Origin of the sequence: Phytobacter massiliensis JC163 (genome assembly GCF_000321045.1) — a bacterium.
In the GTDB taxonomy this organism is placed as follows: Bacteria; Pseudomonadota; Gammaproteobacteria; order Enterobacterales; family Enterobacteriaceae; genus Phytobacter_A; species Phytobacter_A massiliensis.
The window spans coordinates 233213-251984 of record NZ_HE578946.1; the positions used below are offsets into that span (position 1 = coordinate 233213).

Below are 18772 nucleotides of genomic sequence, written 5' to 3' on the forward strand. Positions count from 1 at the left end.
CTCATTTTTATTGCTATGCGCCTCAACTGGGGAAAAGATGAAAAATATTAAAATCACAGGCAACGTATCTGCGAATACCATCCAACATCTAGATTTTGATGCCATTGGAGATAACCAGATCAATTTTTGGAGACAATCTTCCGGAAATTTGATTGATTTTAGTGCGAACTTTTACTGTAACTCCCTTAAAATAGTGATAAAAGGGCATAATAATAAGCTAATTTTTGGCGATGATGTTAAATTTACTGGGCATATACTTATAGTTGGTTCAAATAGGATTGTGGAGATTGGTAAAAATACCACTGCTCAAGGTGTATATATTTTAAGTCGAGATGAGGATGTTTCAATTGGAAGCGATTGCATGTTTTCAAGGGAGATAGAAATACGCTCAACAGATGTTCATAAAATTTATGATATTAATACTGGGGAACGTCTTAATCCTGCCAAAAAAATAATGATTGGTGATCATGTTTGGATTGCAGCAAGAGTCATTATTTCTAAGGGAAGCGTAATACCTAGCGGTTGTGTCGTTGGTGCTTCATCTTTTGTGAATAAAGAATTCACAATCCCAAATAGTATTATAGCAGGTACGCCTGCAAAGGTAGTTAAGCAAAACATACGCTGGGAAAGATAAACTTCGCTCTTCTATTTACATACTGGGTATCTTAGGATAGAGCTGATTTATAACCCGTAATTGGTTTTGGGTTGTTATTAATAATCTGTACGTTTTCCTCCCCATAATACACAGCATTAATCTGTGTATTCTCCAGCAAATACGCGCGGAACTTCTTGAACAGCTTCATATCTGGCTTGAAGTCCGCGGTCCAGAACTGGTGCAGATGCCCCTGGTACGTCAGGCCTTTGATGTCGTACAGGGCTCTGCCCATCACTTTCAGCGGCTTGTTATGCACCAGCGCTGAAATCCCCGCCGTACTATTAATCGTTACCACCGCCTTCGCATGGGTCAGCAGCTCCGGCATGGGCAGGTCGTGAACGTAAACCACCCGGCTTGTCACGCCATACTTCTTACTCAACTGCTTAATCAACGGTCCGTACAGGCGATGGCCACGATCCATAGGATGGTGCTTGATCACCAGCACATGGCTCAGCGGCGCTTTGCGGGAAAACGAGAAAATCACATCGTTAATATAATCGCGCACGTCGGCATACGGGCTGTGGTTACGAATCTGGCTGTCGTTATAAACCTGCAGGATTGCCAGATAGTAACGCTGATCGAGCGTCGTTTGCAGCGTCTCCAGCACGTTACGCTGCTTAAAACCGTACCACTGCTTGCGCCACCAGGCGCGTACCCAGCACTGTGCCTCGTACCAGGGCGAAAAAGACTTGTGGTGACGATAGCGGGGGAACTCGTGACGATAGCGCCAGCCCACCAGGTAATACCAGGTCGCGTGAATATAACGGCGTCCAGCAGACGGCTTTAACGGCTGAACCTCTGCGGGGGGCATATCGGGCAGATGACGATAAAAATCGGGATCGCGGGGAAGGGGAGAGTAGGCGTTAACGCCGCCTTCTTCCACCGTAATAAAATGCGGGCGCAGGTAGCCCTCTTCGAATGCCAGGAAACGAATGCCCTTCGCTTTTGCCCAGGCCCGCGCCGCCTGATGCAAAGGACGGCAGTCACCAAAGCAGAGAATGGTATCGAAAGGGTAATCCTTCCAGTCTCTTTCAGCCAGCCGGGGAACTCTTTTGGCGTCTGGGTGAAGGTCAGATAAGGACGATTGCGGCAGTAAAAGCGATCGCCGCCGTTAAAGACAACGTTTACCGCTTCGCGCTCCAGCGTTTCCAGCCAGTTAGCGACATCATTAAAGAAAGGCCCCATCGGTCCTTGCAGCAGCAGATATTTTTTCCCTGCGAGTAATGTCTTAACGGTTGTGTTTTGCATCATCTTCCATGTATCCAGAGAGCAGGCTAACCAAATCTAACTTTATAAAACATCAATAACTTACGGTACTGTCTGGCTAAACGGCCAATATTCTTTTTTGATATTTTCATTTCACCGCGCGGTGCGGCGCTCAGCCATAATGCCGCCTCTTCCGCCAGCATCGGCTCAAGGCGTTGCGGGTGGATATAGGTCGGGTAGGCAATTAATGTCTGCCAGACTAAATCATCAAGGCTAAGCGAGCTTGAACGCCGGGCAATAGAATGCTCATCGTGCGTCAGGCCCCAACCGGCATAAAACGGCATGCCGTAACAAAATACGCGTTTGCCGTGCAGCAACGCTTCAAAACCCGAAAGCGACGTCATGGTATGCAGCTCATCAGCGTGCTGAATACACTGAATGATGTCCGCGTCCAGCGCCTGGCAGTCAGCCCAGCGGGCGACATCCTCGACGTCAACCATCCCTTTACGATTACCGACCAGCACATCCGGGTGCGGCTTAAAAACGATAAACGCCTCCGGGTTACGCTCGCGCACGGTACGCAACAGGTCGCGGTTGGTGCGAATAGATAGCGCGCCGGTGGCAATAGAGGCGTCGTCTTCCACCTGGCCGGGCACCAGCAACACTTTTTTACCCGCGGCTCCAGCCGGCAAATGCCAGTCCTGGCCAAGATTGTACTTGCTGACCTTGCTCTGTACCAGCAGCAAACGCAGCGCCTGCGCACGGGCGCGCTGGCGTTCGCTCAGGTTGCTGGCGTTCAGCAGGTTCTCCAGATCGCTTGGCCTGGTGGCGTCGTAATAAATCCCGCTCTTATCCAGCACCAGCGAAAGCGGCGCCAGCAGGTCAGACCCTAACCCGGATGAGCGAATAAAGCCATCTTCCATGCGCCAGAGTGGGATCTCTTGCCGGGCGGCCTGTGCCTGCCATCGGGCTTCACCCCGCGTTCCCCAGGCGATAAGCGCGCTGGCCTGTGGGCATTTAGCGGCAAAACGCACCCGGTTGCCTGCGGTTTTCAGGAACGGCTTAAGGATGGCCGTCTTCCACAGGCTCAGCCCCGGCGCCCACAGCGTGCCCTGGCGCGCCAGCGTGTGGCTGCGCTGTAACGCCAGCCAGTCGACAACCTCGGCAAGGCCTGTCGGCTCGCCGCTGACCGGGTGCCGGTAGTGACAATAGCGCAGGTAGGCGGCGGTAAATAACTCGATAAGCGTAGCGGGCTGGCGGCGTTTGGCAAGCATCGCAGCCTGGGGATGACGGTCATCCGTCAGCCCCCAGCCTGCGTACCACGGCTGACCAAAGCAGATAACCGGTTTACCCGCCATCAGCGCTTCAAAGCCGTACTGCGAGGTCACTACGTAGACCTTCTGCATGTGACGCAGCAGCGACTGCGGGCTAACGTCTTCGGCAAACAGTTTTACCCGCGGATCGTTTTGCAGGCTGGTAAAGTAGCCTGCTTTTTTGCCGCACAATACGTCCGGATGCACTTTCACCCACACCTCAGCATTGGGGTTTTCCGCTTTCGCGGTCTCCAGCATCAGGCGAAAGCTGTCGGCGCTGGCGTTGCCTTTCGCAACGGACATATCGCCAAAAGTCTGGTCGACGACCAGCACCGCGTCCGGCATCACGGCGGGAGGAATAAACGGCGGCGCCTGGTTGTATTTCGACAGGTCGCTATCCACGATAGCGCGCATTAACCCGTGGGCTTCATCTGCCAGCGGGCGATTTCCCTCGCGGTCCTGTACCAGTGTTTCCAGCGTGCTGGGGGTAGAGGCATCGTAATAGATACCCAGTCTGTCGATCACTATCGACAGGGGAGGGCAGTCCTGTACGCCAAGCCCTAAAGAACGAATAAACCCATCTTCCAGGCGAATAACGGGCAGGCCCGCAGCCTGCGCCAGCGCAGCCGGTTTTTGCGCGCTCGGGCGATAGCCCCAGACGGCGATAGCGTTGACATTGGCCGGGATGGCTTTAAAAGGCGAGAGTCGGACACGCTCGCCGGGCAGGAAACTGTCCAGATAGGGAATACGCCAGATGCCGCCAGAATAAACGCCCAGTACGCTGTTCATTCGCTCCATCAATACATTGTTCAGTAAGAAAAAATCCGGAATGGATAAATAGCTTTCCCCGGCCTGTGCCGGGGAAAGACTTAAGAACCGGCTTGTTACAGCGTCAACACCACTTTGGCGGCAACGGCAAGCTGGTAAAGAATGGTCGAAATGCCACGGGTAACTTCGATATTTTTCGATTCGTACTTCGGCAGGACCATGATTTCATCACCGGGACGCAGATCGTCGACGTCGTCGGCATCTATCGATTCGCCATTCTGGCGGATGACGATGATTTTCGCATTACCTGATTTCTGCGTCAGGCCGCCGCATTTTTTGATGTAGTCGTCAGCATCCATCCCTTTCTGCCAGCTTACGGCGTTCGGGAACAGCACTTCGCCATGCACCATCACCAGAGACGTTTTCTCCGGGATCATGATGACATCGCCATCTTCCAGCAGCACGGAGTCGATGTTGCTCTCATTGAGCACCACTTCCCCTTTCGGCACCACGGTACGCGCTTTCGCTACGAAGCGGCTCACCAGCTGCGCTTCCTGCATACGCAGACGCGCCTCTTCCTGGGTGGAGGATTGCGCCGACAGCGAAGCCTCTTCCAGTTTTTGCAGCGACAGGTCCAACATCTCTTTCTGACGAATAGCAACCGATTTGCGGTAAAGCTGAATCGCGCTGAGCTGAGACATGCTGTTCGGACGGATTTGCGCCAGCACCTGGCGCATGGTTGCGCCGTACGGCAGTACCACGGCATGTTCGCCGGAATGGGCGCCGTCAACGCGCACCTGAATAGTGCCCGCATAGCGGTCGGAACTGATGATCAGCTTGTCGCCATCCTGCAACGAGCGGCCCGGCGCGGAGCTCAGCGGGTAGTATTCGCTGCGCTTCATCGCGCCCTGCTGGCGGATAATCGTCATGTGGGTCGCGCCCGGCTTAGGACGCGCCCAGCTCAGTGCTTCCGTTACCGGAATGGTGCTGTTGGAGAATTCAAAATCGTAGCTGTTGAAGACGTCGCCTTCCACGCTAAAGGTGTGCTGACGCGGGCCAACCACGATGGTGTCGCCGTCGACAAACTGCGACAGCCCCAGCTTACCGTTAAGCAGGAAATCGTACAGGTTCACCCTTGAGCGCACCGACTTGCCGCGTTTGACGGTGATATCAACATAGCTGCCGCGTTCGCTGTCCACGCCGCCTGCTTTGCTCAGGTAAGAGAGCAGCGAATCAGACGCCACGCCGCCATACAGGCCGGGGCTGCGCACGTAGCCGGTAACGAACACTTTCACCGGCTGCGCCTGCAACAGCGAGGCATAAACGTTGACGTTAGAGGTGTAAACCTCCTTGATCTTGTTGGTCACCGTGTTGTTCAGCTGCGCGTTGGTCATGCCAGCGACTTTCAGCGGGCCAATGTTCGGCAGGAAAATGTTGCCTTTCGGGTCAACGGTTAGCGCGCCGTCATACTGGAACGCGCCCCACAGACGCACCTGAATGGTGTCGCCAAGGCCGATCACATAGCCTGGGTTAAAGCCCAGGCCCGCGCCGGAAGCGGCGCTGATAGAGGTAAACAGCTGCGCGCCGAACATACGGCTTGGCTGCGCGGCGGCCACCGGCGGCGGCGTGTCGTCAAAGCCAGATGCGGTCTGGGGTTCTTCCGTTTTGCCGGAAATAAGCGAGGGCAGCGGGGCCGCCCCTGTCAGATTGGGATCGGCCGTGATGTCGGTCGGGCTTGCCGCATATGCCGCCTGGCAGACCAGAAGGAGCAGTACCGATTTCAGTAATTTCATGTTCAACTCTGTAACGTTGCGTGCGTCAAAAATTAGTCTTTGTGATCTTCAATTACGGCCAGCAGCAATTTAATGGTGCCGAACAGCAGGCAGCAAACCAGCAGCCAGCTTGCCAGCAGGTAACCGCTGTTGGGGAAGCTGGACTCTTCAGGGAGCTGTGGCGAACTGATAACCGACAACACTTTTAATTTGCGGGCCGTCTCAAGGCGGGTCTTCTCAATTGCCTTAATGGCCATGGAGTAAATTTCAGTATCGAAAGTTACCCGCGCTTTAATTTCGTCAAAATCCGCCGCCATGCTGTTCAGCTGTTTGCCGTCCGGCGCGGTGATTTTGCTCTGCTCGGCGTCAATTTGTGCCTGCAGCGCTTTAACGGCGTTGCGGGTGCTGATGACCTGCGGCGCGTCTTCACGCAAATAAGTGAGCAGGTTGCGCAGTTCGGCTTCCAGCTCCACTTTCTTGCCTTGCAGGGTCATCACCAGCGAGGTCGCCGCAGTGGCGCTGGCCTCCGGGTCGAGAATGTTATTTTTGTTCTGATAAGCCAGCAGCTCCGCTTTGCTCTTATCCAGACGCGCGCGCGCCTGGCGCAGCTCATCTTCGGCAAAGTTCAACTGGTCGCGGGCAATGCTGTGCGACAGTTCGTTAATAAACCGCTCGGACTCTTTTAATACCGCCTGGTTGAAGCGCTGGGCAAACTGCGGGTTAAACCCCTGAGTCTGAATAGTCAGCAGGCCGGTTTTATCATCAAACACTACGGAAACACGGTCGCGGTAATAGTTCAGGAACTGTTCCGAGGTGGTGTTTTTAGGGAGATGATAGATAAAGTCCAGCCCGCTTTTGCTCCACGCGTCGTGGAAATTAAGCTGTTTATCAAGCACGCGCAGCATATCTGCGGAGTTAATGTACTCTTTCAGATACAGCGAATCTTCCGCGGAGCTGGGGTTTGACGCGCCAAGCAGCAGCCCGACGTTGAGGCTGGCGCCTTCAATATCGCTGGGGCGCTTTACGGCGACTTTGGATTCGCTCATATAACGCGGCTGGCTGAAGATCACCAGGTAGACGATCAGCAGCGCCATCGGGGCGGCAATTACAATCCATGCAAGGTGTTGCTGGATCCAGGCAAGATTAAATTTGGCCGTACGCGCACGTAGCGAGGAAGCCAGCAACTTTACTTTGTGTGTAGACATGTCACTTTCAACGTTGAGCCCCCCGGCAACAAACCGCTGGGGGGTTACTTATATTTCTGTATAGCCAGGATCTAGTCGAAAATACGAACTAAACCAATGACATCCTGGGTGCTATCAGTGATCAACAGCGTGGAAATGCGGTGCTTAGTCATCTTCTCTTCCGCGTCGATGATCATGCTATCAAGCGGCATGGTGATCGGATTGCGGGTCATCATCGACTGAGCGGTGCCGTTAACGAAGTCTTCGCATTTTTCCATATAGCGGCGCAGGTCGCCATCGGTAATGATCCCGGCCAGTTTGCCGTTCTCTTTTACTACGACCATACCCTGACAGCCGCTGGTCAATTCCTGAATAATCTGCCGGAAAGTAGCGTTAATATCGACATTGGGCACGTGAACCTGCATTACGTCGGCAACGCGCGTCAGCAGACGGCGGCCCAGTGAACCGCCCGGATGGTAGCGGGCAAAGTCATCAGGTTTGAAATGGCGTTTGTGAATTAACGCAATCGCCAACGCATCGCCAATCGCCATAGTCAGCGTTGTTGAGGTCGTCGGCGCCAGGTTATTCGGGCAGGTTTCGTTCGCCATATGCAGTTCCAGCGTAGCGTCAGCATGTTTCGCCAGCGTGGAGTTAGCATTATTAGTAATAGCGATGATTTTGTTGCCGAAGTTCTTTAAAGAGGGGACGAGTTTCAGTACTTCGTCGGTTTCCCCGCTGGCGGAGATGAGGATCAGCACGTCATAAGGGGTGATCATGCCGAGGTCGCCGTGGAAAGCTTCCGCCGGGTGAATAAAGAAGCTGGGGGTACCGGTCGAGGCGAGCGTGGCGGACATTTTACGCCCGACATGCCCGGATTTACCCATACCGGAGACAATAACGTGACCTTTGCAGTTCAGCATCAGCGATAACGCGGTGCTGTACTCGTTTGCATCAATCACTTCTGCCAGATGGCGGAGGGCATCACCTTGCTCCGTCAACGTATTGCGCACGCTATCAATCAGCGTTTGCTCTTCTGTTTCCGTCTTCAAGTTAAAATCCATCTTCTATCCTGTTGGTAAATTTTAAGTGACGGTATCCGGACCACAGTTTGCAGGCACGCCGCCACAGCAACCGGTTGGGTTTGCACCACGCCGTTGCCAGCCTTTTTGTAGGAATGCAAAAAATACCCCGGCACCGGACGGGCACCGATTTTGGGTACGATGACATTTGCAATGTCGGGGACTGTATTTATTTTCCCTGCTTTTTAGCACAAGCGGCTTTTATACACAACCTCAACGAGTTTGCTATACCAGAATTAATAGCTTGTACTTTTCCACGCGCAATGTTAGCTGGCTTTATGCTCATTCAGATAAAAACCGTCTTTATTTACAAACAAGGGTACGGCTTGTCTTCTTAATAATTACAAATACTTAATAATTTAATATTCAGGAAAATATTACGTTTATTTCGCCGTGTCAGGCGTTTCACTTGCCCAGGCGACAGGCAAAAAAAACGCCGCCCTGGGGGCGGCGTCTCTGGCGCAGAAACGATTAATCGTCGAGGAAGCTACGCAGTACCTCAGAACGGCTCGGATGGCGCAGCTTGCGCAGCGCTTTCGCTTCGATCTGACGGATACGTTCGCGGGTAACGTCGAACTGTTTACCCACCTCTTCCAGCGTGTGGTCGGTATTCATATCGATACCGAAACGCATACGCAGAACTTTCGCTTCACGGGCGGTCAGGCCCGCCAGCACGTCGTGAGTGGCGGCACGCAGGCTCTCGGTGGTGGCAGAGTCCAGCGGCAGTTCGAGGGTGGTATCCTCGATGAAATCACCCAGATGCGAATCTTCATCGTCGCCGATCGGCGTTTCCATGGAGATAGGCTCTTTGGCGATCTTCAGCACCTTACGGATTTTATCTTCCGGCATCAGCATGCGTTCGGCCAGCTCTTCCGGCGTCGGCTCGCGGCCCATCTCCTGCAGCATCTGGCGGGAAATACGGTTGAGCTTGTTAATGGTCTCAATCATATGCACCGGAATACGGATGGTGCGCGCCTGATCCGCGATAGAGCGGGTAATAGCCTGACGGATCCACCAGGTTGCATAGGTGGAGAACTTATAGCCGCGGCGGTATTCGAACTTATCTACCGCTTTCATCAGGCCGATGTTGCCTTCCTGAATCAAATCGAGGAACTGCAGACCACGGTTGGTGTATTTCTTGGCGATAGAGATAACCAGACGCAGGTTCGCTTCAACCATCTCTTTCTTCGCACGGCGGGCTTTCGCTTCACCGATGGACATACGACGGTTGATATCTTTCACCTGTTCAATGGTCAGGCCGGTCTCTTCTTCAATCTGCTGCAGTTTCTGCAAGCTGCGCTGTACTTCTTCCTTCACGTCTTGCAGTTTCTCTGACCACGGCTTGTTCATCGCCAGCGCGGCATTGAACCAGGTTTCGCTGGTTTCGTTGCCGGTGAACAGAGTAATGAAGTTTTTCTTCGGCATTTTGCACTGTTCAACGCACAGCTTCATGATGATGCGTTCCTGGGTACGCACGCGGTCCATCATGACGCGCATGCTGTTCACCAGGTAGTCGAACTGTTTCGGCACCAGACGGAACTGTTTGAAGACCTCAGACAGTTTCAGGATCTCGTCCTGAGACGCCGGGTTGCTGCGGCCCTTCGCTTTAATGGTGTCGCGGGTCACTTCATACTGCGTGCGCAGTTCGCCGAATTTTTCGCGCGCCAGTTCCGGGTCGATGCTGTTGTCATCGTCGCTGCTGTCGTCGTCGCCATCTTCTTCGTCTTCGTCGTCATCGTCGTCCAGCTCTTCCTGGGAGAGCTCAGAACCAACGTGGGTCGCGGTAGGCGCGAGATCTTCTTCGGCGTTCGGATCGACAAAACCGGTGATCAGGTCGGACAGGCGAGCCTGTTCGGCTTCGACGCGGTCATACTGCTCCAGCAGATAGGTGATCGCTTCCGGATATTCAGCAACGGAGCACTGGACCTGGTTGATACCATCTTCGATACGTTTGGCGATATCAATTTCGCCTTCGCGGGTCAGCAGTTCAACGGTACCCATTTCGCGCATATACATGCGCACCGGGTCGGTGGTGCGGCCGATTTCAGATTCTACGCTGGACAGAACCTGGGCAGCGGCTTCTTCCGCATCTTCGTCGGTGTTGTTGGAGGTTTCAGCGAGCAGCAGATCATCAGCATCCGGCGCCTCTTCCATCACCTGAATGCCCATATCGTTAATCATTTGGATGATGTCTTCGATCTGATCGGAGTCGACGATATCTTCCGGCAGATGGTCATTGACCTCGGCATAGGTCAGATAGCCTTGCTCCTTTCCTCGTTGGACAAGAAGTTTCAGCTGTGACTGCGGGTTTTGCTCCATAAGACGGTATCCACACTTAATTCAAGAGGGTTGGTGTCGGTTAGCGAAATAAAACCGCCAACTTGGTTCTAACGAGGGCGTACTTGATTTATTGCCGCTGCCCCTCAATGCGGCTGTCGGGTGCTTCCCGAGCGATTATCGGCACTTAAGCCGTTTAATACTTCATCCTTCAAGCTGCCTCTGCGTTAGCTGCGTTCCCTTATCCTGGTCATGTACTTATGTACACTCCCATGAATACGTTCACTTGCTGCCTTGATGCAACTTGAATGATTTTGTCTTTCATTCATTTATTTTTTCGCCAGTTCCTGGTTAAGTTGCCAGAGTTCCCGGCGTTCTTCGTTGCTCAAACCGTGGGTGCGATCGCGAGCGATTAACTCCTCCTGTCGCTGTTCAAGCATCGAATCAAGAATACGGTTTAGTGTGTCGGTGAACGTTTTTTCGACGTTTTCATCTTTTATATCGTTCCACATGGCCAGTTTTTCAAGGGTGGCCGCCTCTTTTGTTCCCCGGTACTGCTCCAGAAGCAGACCGGTGGTCAGACCGGGCTGTGACAAACAAGTGTTGACCAGTTCCGTAAATAAGCCAAGGCCCGCCATTCTGGTTTTATCTAATCCATCCAGCGGCGGCACTTTGGGCGCCAGGTCCGGGTTCTGAATCAGCAGTCCGATAAGTATACGCATGGGCGTACGTTTTAGCTGACTCGCCGGGCGCGGCGCGGCATTTTCTGCCTGTTTAGGCATTAATCGATCAAGCTGCGCATCGTCGAAAATGCCAATCTTATTTCCTAGCAGCTGACGCAGCTGAATACGCAGCGTTTCCCCCGGCACCTGGGAAATCAGCGGCAGCGCCAGCGCGGCAAGCTGCGTCGTCCCGTCCGGGGTGGTCAAATCAGCCTGGGGTAAGAGGCTGTTAAATAAGAACGTGGAGAGCGGCATAGCCTGCTCCATCCGCGCCTCAAACGCCGCTTTACCCTCTTTACGCACCAGCGTATCCGGGTCTTCGCCATCCGGCAGAAACATAAAACGCAGCTGACGCCCGTCGCTCATATAGGGCAGCGCCGTCTCCAGCGCGCGCCAGGCGGCGGCGCGACCTGCACGGTCGCCGTCATAACAACAGACCACGTTTTTCGTTACCCGAAAGAGTAACTGAATGTGATCCGCCGTGGTGGAGGTGCCAAGCGAGGCTACCGCATAGTTAATGCCGTACTGCGCCAGCGCCACCACATCCATATACCCTTCGACGACTAAAAGCCGCTGGGGTTCATCGTTATCCTGCTGCGCTTCATAAAGGCCATATAGCTGGCGGCCCTTATGGAAAATATCGGTCTCCGGCGAGTTGAGGTACTTGGGCGTATCGTTGCCCAGTACGCGCCCGCCGAAACCCATTACCCGGCCGCGTTTATCGCGGATCGGGAACATGACCCGCTCACGAAAGCGGTCGTAACTGCGCCCCTGATCGTTGGTCACCAGCATGCCCGCATCAATCAGCGACTGCCGGTTTTCACGGTTTGCGCCAAAACGCTTTAACACGTTATCCCAGCCGGGAGGGGCATAACCAATGGCGAAACGGGTGATGACTTCGCTACTTAAGCCGCGCTTCTCCAGATACTGGCGAGCAGGCTCAGCGGCAGGCTGCGTCAGGGATTGCTGATAAAACGCGTTCAGACCGTCCATCAGCTGATAGAGATTTTGCCGCTGGTGGCGCTCTATCTGACTGGGACCGCTGCCCGCTTCGAAGGGCACTTCAAGGTTGTGCATGGCGGCCAGCTCTTCGACGGTTTCCACGAACTCGAGCTTGTCGTAGTTCATTAAAAAGTCGATAGCGTTACCGTGCGCGCCGCAGCCGAAGCAGTGGTAAAACTGTTTTTCACCGTTTACGGTGAAAGAGGGGGTTTTCTCGTTATGGAACGGACAGCACGCATGAAAATTCTTGCCCTGCTTTTTCAGCTTCACCCGCGCGTCGATCAGATCGACGATATCGGTTCTTGCCAGCAGGTCATTAATAAATACGCGTGGGATTCGTCCAGCCATAAGCCCCGCAAGTAGTTAGCAATTCATAAACGAAAATAAGCCGCGCATTCCTTTCGGAAGCACGGCCTTTCAACTACAACTCTGTCTGAATTGAGAGCGACTGCTCTCAATCAATTAGTACAGACGAGTACGGCGTGCGTTTTCGCGAGCCAGTTTCTTCGCGTGACGTTTCACTGCGGATGCTTTGGCGCGTTTACGTTCGGTAGTCGGTTTTTCATAGAACTCACGACGACGAACTTCCGCCAGAACACCTGCTTTTTCGCAGGAACGTTTGAAGCGACGCAGTGCAACGTCGAACGGCTCGTTTTCACGTACTTTAATTACCGGCATGTGCCTCTCACCTTTGATTAAATCGGTTTGCCGCTGGCTTCAACGCCAGCTTATTTCAAAATGGTGCGGAATTTTACTGCAATTGCTGCTGCTTTGTAAAGCACCGCTGCCTTTTTTGAAAGGGACTTTTGTAAGGGTGGGGAGTATACACGAGGCCCTTTGCCGGGGCGAACAAAGTTTTACATCCACGGTCAGAGACCCTACACTGCGCGGTATCTGAGTGAGGTAGAAAAAGTCATGCGTGTACTGGGCATTGAAACATCCTGCGATGAAACCGGCATCGCTATTTACGACGATCAAAACGGTCTTTTAGCCAACCAGCTGTATAGCCAGGTGAAACTGCACGCCGACTACGGCGGCGTGGTGCCGGAGCTGGCCTCCCGCGACCATGTGCGCAAGACGGTGCCGCTTATCCAGGCGGCGCTGAAAGAGGCGGGGCTGTCGGCAAAAGAGATCGATGCGGTGGCCTATACCGCAGGGCCGGGGCTAGTAGGCGCGCTGTTAGTGGGCGCGACCGTAGGCCGCTCGCTGGCGTTCGCCTGGGACGTTCCGGCTATTCCGGTTCACCATATGGAAGGGCACCTGCTGGCGCCAATGCTGGAAGATAATCCGCCGGAATTTCCGTTTGTGGCGCTGCTGGTCTCCGGCGGTCACACCCAGCTTATCAGCGTGACCGGCATCGGTCAGTATGCGTTGCTGGGGGAATCCATTGATGATGCGGCGGGCGAGGCGTTTGATAAAACGGCCAAGCTGCTGGGGCTGGATTATCCCGGCGGCCCCATGCTCTCTAAGCTGGCGTCACAGGGAACCGAAGGGCGTTTTGTCTTTCCCCGTCCGATGACCGACCGCCCGGGGCTGGATTTTAGCTTCTCAGGCCTGAAGACCTTTGCCGCGAATACCATTCGTAATAACGGTAACGACGAACAGACCCGCGCCGATATCGCCAGGGCGTTTGAAGACGCGGTGGTCGATACCTTAATGATCAAATGCAAACGCGCGCTGGATAAAACCGGCTTCACGCGGCTGGTGATGGCGGGGGGCGTAAGCGCCAACCGCACGCTGCGTTCAAAGCTTGCGGAGATGATGCAAAAACGTCGCGGCGAGGTGTTCTATGCGACGCCCGGAATTTTGCACCGATAACGGCGCGATGATCGCCTACGCCGGAATGGTGCGCCTGAAAGCAGGCAGCGTGGCCGGGCTGGGCGTTACCGTGCGTCCGCGCTGGCCGCTGGCTGAGCTGCCCGCTGCCTGACCCTAACCCCGGCGCGCATTGCCTGCCGGGGTTAGCTTTTTTCTTGCCGAACTTACGCCAGATTTTGGTCTCCTGCCGCCGCCATAAACGCTGAATATTGTCGTGATGACGTAGCAGGATCAGGCAGGAGAGCATGGCGACCGGAAAGGTAAACTGCGGTTTAAACCACCACACATAAAATGGCGCGATCAGCGCGCTGACAATCGCGCCAAGAGAAGAGTATCCGCTTAATAACACGGTTAACAGCCAGGTTCCCGCCATCACGCCGGTTAAGTCCCAGCCGATAGGGGCAATGGCGCCGAACGCCGTCGCGACGCCTTTACCGCCCTGAAAGTGGAAAAACACAGGCCAGATATGGCCCAGACAGGCGGCAATGGCAATAAGCCCCAGCCAGAAAGGGGTCACGCCTAACGCATAAGCGCCCCACACCGGCAACATGCCCTTAAGCACGTCAAAAACCAGTACCGTTACGGCTGCTCCTTTGCCGCCAATTCGTAATACGTTGGTTGCGCCTGGATTGCCGGAGCCGCTCACGCGCGGGTCAGGCAGACCAGCCAGACGGCAAACCAGAATGGCGCTGGATATTGAGCCGCAAAGATACGCGAGGATGATCATCCCAGGCGCGATTGCACTCATAACGCTGTTCCATTGTGAAAATGTCGTTTTATTATCTGCATCAGTGGATAATACGCATAATTTATGGAAAGTGGTATCCAGGTTAGCCAAAAAGCAGGCGGGGCGTGATGGACATAGTATTTATAGAGCAACTTTCAGTAATCACCACCATCGGTGTGTATGACTGGGAGCAAACCATTGAACAGAAGCTTATTTTCGATATCGAAATGGCATGGGATAACCGTCTGGCGGCGAAAAGCGACGACGTCAACGACTGCCTGAGCTATGCCGATATCGCCGAAACGGTCGTAAAGCATGTGGAAGGGGGGCGCTTTGCGCTGGTGGAGCGGGTAGCCGAAGAGGTAGCGGATCTGTTACTAAGCCGCTTTAACTCTCCCTGGGTGAGAATCAAATTGAGCAAGCCTGGCGCGGTCGCGCGCGCGGCTAACGTTGGCGTAATCATTGAGCGTGGCAATAATCTGAAAAAAACTATTTAAATTCATAATCGTTAAACCAAACGCTAGTCTTCAGGTCATACATCACGGCCATTTCGCGGCTTCCCCGAGGGGTAAGCCGTTTTTTATGTTTATTAGGGGTTTATTTAATGAGCGATATGCACTCGCTGCTGGTAGCGGCAATTTTGGGTGTTGTCGAAGGATTGACCGAGTTCCTGCCGGTTTCCAGTACCGGCCATATGATAATCGTAGGGCACCTGTTGGGGTTTGAAGGCGAGACGGCAAAAACCTTCGAAGTCGTGATTCAGCTAGGATCGATTCTGGCGGTGGTGGTGATGTTCTGGCGGCGGCTGTTTGGCCTGATCGGCATTCACTTTGGCCGCCCGCCTCATGAGGGCACCGGTAAAGGTCGCCTGACCCTTATCCATATCCTGCTGGGCATGGTGCCCGCAGTGGTGCTGGGGCTGCTTTTCCACGATGCCATCAAGTCGCTGTTTAACCCGATTAACGTGATGTATGCGCTGGTGGTGGGCGGGGTGCTGCTGATAGCCGCCGAGTGTTTCAAGCCGAAAGAGCCGCGCGCACCGGGGCTGGACGACATGACCTATGGCCAGGCGTTTATGATTGGCTGCTTTCAGTGCCTGGCGCTGTGGCCGGGGTTTTCCCGCTCCGGGGCGACCATCTCCGGCGGCATGCTGATGGGCGTCAGCCGCTATGCCGCGTCAGAGTTCTCTTTCCTGCTGGCGGTGCCGATGATGATGGGCGCGACGGCGCTCGATCTCTATAAGAGCCTGAAGTTCTTAACGGTTGGCGATATTCCCATGTTTGCCGTGGGCTTTATCACCGCGTTTGTTGTGGCGCTGATCGCTATCAAGACGTTCCTGCAAATTATTAAGCGGATCTCGTTTATTCCGTTTGCCATCTATCGCTTTATCGTCGCCGCCGCCGTTTACATGGTCTTTATGTAACGGGCCTGCCCTCAGCCCTGCGGCTGGGGGCAACGCTGCGCTTTCCACTCCGCCACGGCGCGAATACGCCGCTTCCTTAGCTCTTCCCGCACCTCAATTCCGCTAAAGCCAGCCTCAACCACCGCTTTGGTGGAGACGGATCTGGCAACCTCCCAGGCCTCACGCAGCAGGCGTCCCTGCGGATAGTCGTTGGCTTCAAACCCCGCACGTCCGCGCACATCCGCCTCGCTGGTCAGCGCAATCTGCTCTACCCGCTGCGGTTTACGCCAGGCGTCGATAGCGTCGAACAGCTTCACAATGGTCTTCGGCTGCAGCATCGGGAAGGTATGGATGAGGTCGTGGTATTCGGCCACCAGCTTCGCCAGGTCACGAATTTCATTCGGCACCCGTAAGCGTTCGCAGACGCCAGCTACCAGCCGGACGCCCGCCGGGCCATGGCCGTGATGGCGTGGCCAGAGTTCGGGGGGCGTTAAACCCTTACCCAGGTCGTGGCAGAGGGTGGCGAAACGGACATCCACATCCGGGCTGAGCATCGCCGCCATCGTCACCGTCATCAGCGTGTGGACGCCGGTGTCGATTTCCGGGTGCCATTTGGCCGGAGCGGGAACGCCAAACAGCGCGTCGATTTCAGGGAAGAGCACGGCCAGCGCGCCGCAGTCGCGCAGCGTCTGGAAAAAGACCTGCGGGTTAGGGCTTCTGAGGGCGTTTTCCGTCTCCTTCCATACCCGTTCCGGGGTCAGGTGCGCCAGTTCGCCAGCGGCGGTCATATCGCGCATCAGCGTCATGGTCTCGTCGGCAATCCGAAAGCTCAGATGGGCGTAACGGGCGGCAAAACGGGCCACGCGCAGTACCCGCAGCGGATCTTCGGCGAAAGCAGGGGAGACGTGGCGCAAAATCCGCTGCTGCAGATCGCGCTGGCCGCCGTAAGGATCGATGATGTCGCCGTTTTCGGTCTGCGCTAAGGCATTCACCGTAAGGTCCCGGCGCTGCAGATCCTGTTCGAGAGTAACATCCGGCGCGGCATAGCAGCTAAAGCCGGTGTAGCCGAAGCCCGATTTTCGCTCGGTACGGGCGAGGGCATACTCCTCCCGGCTCTGCGGGTGGAGAAAAACAGGAAAATCGCGGCCTACCTGCTGGTAGCCCGCGTTAATCATCTCATCAGGGGTGGCGCCGACCACCACCCAGTCTTTGTCTTTGATCGGCAGACTCAATAAGGCATCGCGAACCGCGCCGCCGACCAGATATGTTTTCACGCCGTCCTACTCCTCACTTAATTTGGCCAGATAATACGTAAGTGTAGAGAAGATGGCTAACTCACTCAGTTCATCCAGCGATCTTTTCGCTTACGGCGCGGGATCATGTGCGGTAACAGTAGCCCAAGCAGCAGGCCTGCGCCCAGCACGCCGCCGCCATACATAAACCACTGCATGATGATGGTACGCTGCTTGTCATCAAGCTGCAGATTTGCGGCGTTTACCTTCTTCTGGGCCACAATAAGCTCGTTTTTCAGCTTCTGGTTCTCTTCTTTCAGCCCGTTGATCACCCCATCGCTGGCCGCCACTTTTTGCTGCATTTCCGCAGTGCGTTGATTCCAGGTGTTATCAATATTGGCGAGTTTGTCGGTGAGGCTCTTCACCTGGTTTTCCAGCTCCGGTACGCGCGTGCGCAGACTGGGTTGCGTATTCAGTTCTTTAAGAGGGATCCAGGCGGTACGGCCGCTGCTGTCGCGAACCTGAGCATAGTTGGTGTTTTCGTTGGTCTGCAGCAGTTCCACCTCTTCACCGGCGTTAACGGTGCCGACAAGACGATAATTGTCGCCCGGACCGCTACGTACCCAGGTGTTAAGTTCATCAGAAACGTAACGTTTTTCTTCGGCATGCGCGAGGGTGGTAACGCTAAGCGCAAATAAGGTCAATCCAATCAGGCGTAATTTAAGCATCAGGCAATCATTATAATCTTAAAACGTGAACATAAAGTGCCGACAGTCTGACGACAGCCGGCAGGCGGCATCAATCGGAATCTTCCGGGTCGGGCAGGCACTCACGGAACTTTACGCCCGGCAGATCGCGCATTGCATGGCAATCTGACACAAAATACTATCTACTGACAAACATCGGGCGCGTTAGTTCGCCGAAATTTTCACTGATGTGACACAACCATAAGTGCAAGGCCATGGCTCAGGAAATCGAATTAAAGTTTATCGTGCACCCCGAAAGCGTTGAGACGCTTCGTCAACACCTCCACACCCTGACCGAAGAGCGGGTCGCGGCAACGCAGTTGCTGAACATCTACTACGAGACGCCGGACAGCTGGCTGCGCAGCCATGATATGGGGCTGCGTATCCGGGGCAATAACGGCGTCTACGAAATGACGATGAAAATCGCCGGGCGGGTTATCGGCGGGCTGCACCAGCGCCCTGAATATAACATCCCGTTGGAAAAGCCTGAACTTGACCTGGCGCGCTTTCCGGCGGAAGTCTGGCCGCAGGGGCATCTGCCGGACGATTTACAGTCGCGCGTTCGTCCGCTGTTCAGCACCGATTTTTACCGCGAGAAGTGGCTGGTGAATATGGGCGAAAGCCGCATTGAAATCGGCCTTGATCTGGGTGAAGTCAAAGCGGGCGACGACGCGGAGCCTCTCTGCGAGCTTGAACTGGAACTGTTGAGCGGCGACCCGGCGGATATCCTCAAACTCGCCCGCCAGCTGGTTACGCTCTCCGGCCTGCGTCAGGGCAGCCTGAGCAAAGCGGCCCGCGGCTACCATCTGGCGCAGGGGAACGCCGTGCGCCAGCGGCGGCCTACCGCCATCCTCAGTGTGCCAGCGAAG

At 54.8% G+C, this 18772-nt stretch carries 13 protein-coding genes and 3 pseudogenes; 5 read left to right on the top strand and 11 right to left on the bottom strand.

Annotated elements, in window-relative coordinates; genetic code table 11:
* The first annotated feature begins 37 nt into the window (after positions 1–37).
* Complete coding sequence (locus ENTHG_RS11545) at positions 38–634, top strand: acyltransferase (RefSeq protein WP_052332703.1); 597 nt, start codon at positions 38–40, stop codon at positions 632–634.
* 31 nt (positions 635–665) lie between these two features.
* On the opposite strand, the pseudogene ENTHG_RS11550 reads toward ENTHG_RS11545, so the two are convergent.
* The 8 genes and pseudogenes from ENTHG_RS11550 to rpsU all read right to left on the bottom strand — a co-directional run bounded on the left by ENTHG_RS11550 (position 666) and on the right by rpsU (position 12656).
* Positions 666–1903: pseudogene (locus tag ENTHG_RS11550) on the bottom strand (capsule polysaccharide biogenesis protein).
* A gap of 26 nt (positions 1904–1929) precedes the next feature.
* Positions 1930–3963 (bottom strand): capsule polysaccharide biogenesis protein, encoded by a 2034-nt coding sequence (locus ENTHG_RS11555; protein ID WP_044179832.1) that lies wholly within the window; start codon positions 3961–3963, stop codon positions 1930–1932.
* A gap of 95 nt (positions 3964–4058) precedes the next feature.
* Positions 4059–5735 carry a polysaccharide biosynthesis/export family protein gene (locus ENTHG_RS11560; RefSeq protein ID WP_044179834.1) on the bottom strand — a complete coding sequence of 559 codons (1677 nt, stop codon included), beginning with the start codon at positions 5733–5735 and terminating at the stop codon, positions 4059–4061.
* A 32-nt stretch (positions 5736–5767) separates the two neighbouring features.
* The gene (locus tag ENTHG_RS11565) at positions 5768–6919 is read right to left on the bottom strand and encodes a capsule biosynthesis protein (protein WP_042111153.1); all 1152 of its coding nucleotides are present in this window, start codon (positions 6917–6919) and stop codon (positions 5768–5770) included.
* 71 nt (positions 6920–6990) lie between these two features.
* The gene (locus ENTHG_RS11570) at positions 6991–7959 is read right to left on the bottom strand and encodes a KpsF/GutQ family sugar-phosphate isomerase (RefSeq protein WP_042111155.1); all 969 of its coding nucleotides are present in this window, start codon (positions 7957–7959) and stop codon (positions 6991–6993) included.
* A 489-nt stretch (positions 7960–8448) separates the two neighbouring features.
* Complete coding sequence (gene rpoD, locus ENTHG_RS11575) at positions 8449–10296, bottom strand: RNA polymerase sigma factor RpoD (RefSeq protein ID WP_044179842.1); 1848 nt, start codon at positions 10294–10296, stop codon at positions 8449–8451.
* 287 nt (positions 10297–10583) lie between these two features.
* Positions 10584–12326, bottom strand: coding sequence for a DNA primase (dnaG, locus tag ENTHG_RS11580; RefSeq protein WP_044179844.1), 1743 nt, complete (start codon positions 12324–12326; stop codon positions 10584–10586).
* A 114-nt stretch (positions 12327–12440) separates the two neighbouring features.
* The gene (gene rpsU / locus ENTHG_RS11585) at positions 12441–12656 is read right to left on the bottom strand and encodes a 30S ribosomal protein S21 (RefSeq protein ID WP_001144069.1); all 216 of its coding nucleotides are present in this window, start codon (positions 12654–12656) and stop codon (positions 12441–12443) included.
* 237 nt (positions 12657–12893) lie between these two features.
* On the opposite strand from rpsU, the pseudogene tsaD reads away from it, so the two are divergent.
* Positions 12894–13908: pseudogene (gene tsaD / locus ENTHG_RS11590) on the top strand (tRNA (adenosine(37)-N6)-threonylcarbamoyltransferase complex transferase subunit TsaD).
* Between the two features lie 27 nt (positions 13909–13935).
* On the opposite strand, the pseudogene plsY reads toward tsaD, so the two are convergent.
* A pseudogene (plsY, locus tag ENTHG_RS11595) lies at positions 13936–14544 on the bottom strand (glycerol-3-phosphate 1-O-acyltransferase PlsY); the annotation flags it as partial.
* Positions 14545–14651: 107 nt separating this feature from the next.
* Here plsY and folB point away from each other — a divergent pair.
* Both folB and bacA read left to right on the top strand, forming a co-directional pair.
* Complete coding sequence (folB, locus tag ENTHG_RS11600) at positions 14652–15020, top strand: bifunctional dihydroneopterin aldolase/7,8-dihydroneopterin epimerase (protein WP_044179846.1); 369 nt, start codon at positions 14652–14654, stop codon at positions 15018–15020.
* Positions 15021–15127: 107 nt separating this feature from the next.
* Entirely contained in the window at positions 15128–15946 is an 819-nt protein-coding gene (bacA, locus tag ENTHG_RS11605) for an undecaprenyl-diphosphate phosphatase (RefSeq protein WP_044179848.1), read from the top strand.
* A gap of 11 nt (positions 15947–15957) precedes the next feature.
* On the opposite strand, the gene ENTHG_RS11610 is transcribed toward bacA, so the two are convergent.
* Both ENTHG_RS11610 and ENTHG_RS11615 read right to left on the bottom strand, forming a co-directional pair.
* The gene (locus ENTHG_RS11610) at positions 15958–17199 is read right to left on the bottom strand and encodes a multifunctional CCA addition/repair protein (protein ID WP_044179850.1); all 1242 of its coding nucleotides are present in this window, start codon (positions 17197–17199) and stop codon (positions 15958–15960) included.
* A 65-nt stretch (positions 17200–17264) separates the two neighbouring features.
* Positions 17265–17885 (bottom strand): TIGR04211 family SH3 domain-containing protein, encoded by a 621-nt coding sequence (locus ENTHG_RS11615; RefSeq protein ID WP_044179852.1) that lies wholly within the window; start codon positions 17883–17885, stop codon positions 17265–17267.
* Positions 17886–18118: 233 nt separating this feature from the next.
* On the opposite strand from ENTHG_RS11615, the gene ENTHG_RS11620 reads away from it, so the two are divergent.
* A partial coding sequence (locus tag ENTHG_RS11620) for a CYTH domain-containing protein (protein ID WP_044179853.1) occupies positions 18119–18772 on the top strand: 654 nt, incomplete at its 3' end.

Excerpts from the sequence above, each read along its gene's own strand:
- dnaG (WP_044179844.1), bottom strand. The coding sequence starts at position 12,326 with ATGGCTGGACGAATCCCACGCGTATTTATTAATGACCTGCTGGCAAGA.
- ENTHG_RS11545 (WP_052332703.1), top strand. The coding sequence starts at position 38 with ATGAAAAATATTAAAATCACAGGCAACGTATCTGCGAATACCATCCAA.
- folB (WP_044179846.1), top strand. The coding sequence starts at position 14,652 with ATGGACATAGTATTTATAGAGCAACTTTCAGTAATCACCACCATCGGT.
- bacA (WP_044179848.1), top strand. The coding sequence starts at position 15,128 with ATGAGCGATATGCACTCGCTGCTGGTAGCGGCAATTTTGGGTGTTGTC.
- ENTHG_RS11555 (WP_044179832.1), bottom strand. The coding sequence starts at position 3,963 with ATGAACAGCGTACTGGGCGTTTATTCTGGCGGCATCTGGCGTATTCCC.
- rpoD (WP_044179842.1), bottom strand. The coding sequence starts at position 10,296 with ATGGAGCAAAACCCGCAGTCACAGCTGAAACTTCTTGTCCAACGAGGA.
- ENTHG_RS11565 (WP_042111153.1), bottom strand. The coding sequence starts at position 6,919 with ATGTCTACACACAAAGTAAAGTTGCTGGCTTCCTCGCTACGTGCGCGT.
- ENTHG_RS11560 (WP_044179834.1), bottom strand. The coding sequence starts at position 5,735 with ATGAAATTACTGAAATCGGTACTGCTCCTTCTGGTCTGCCAGGCGGCA.
- ENTHG_RS11570 (WP_042111155.1), bottom strand. The coding sequence starts at position 7,959 with ATGGATTTTAACTTGAAGACGGAAACAGAAGAGCAAACGCTGATTGAT.
- ENTHG_RS11615 (WP_044179852.1), bottom strand. The coding sequence starts at position 17,885 with ATGCTTAAATTACGCCTGATTGGATTGACCTTATTTGCGCTTAGCGTT.
- rpsU (WP_001144069.1), bottom strand. The coding sequence starts at position 12,656 with ATGCCGGTAATTAAAGTACGTGAAAACGAGCCGTTCGACGTTGCACTG.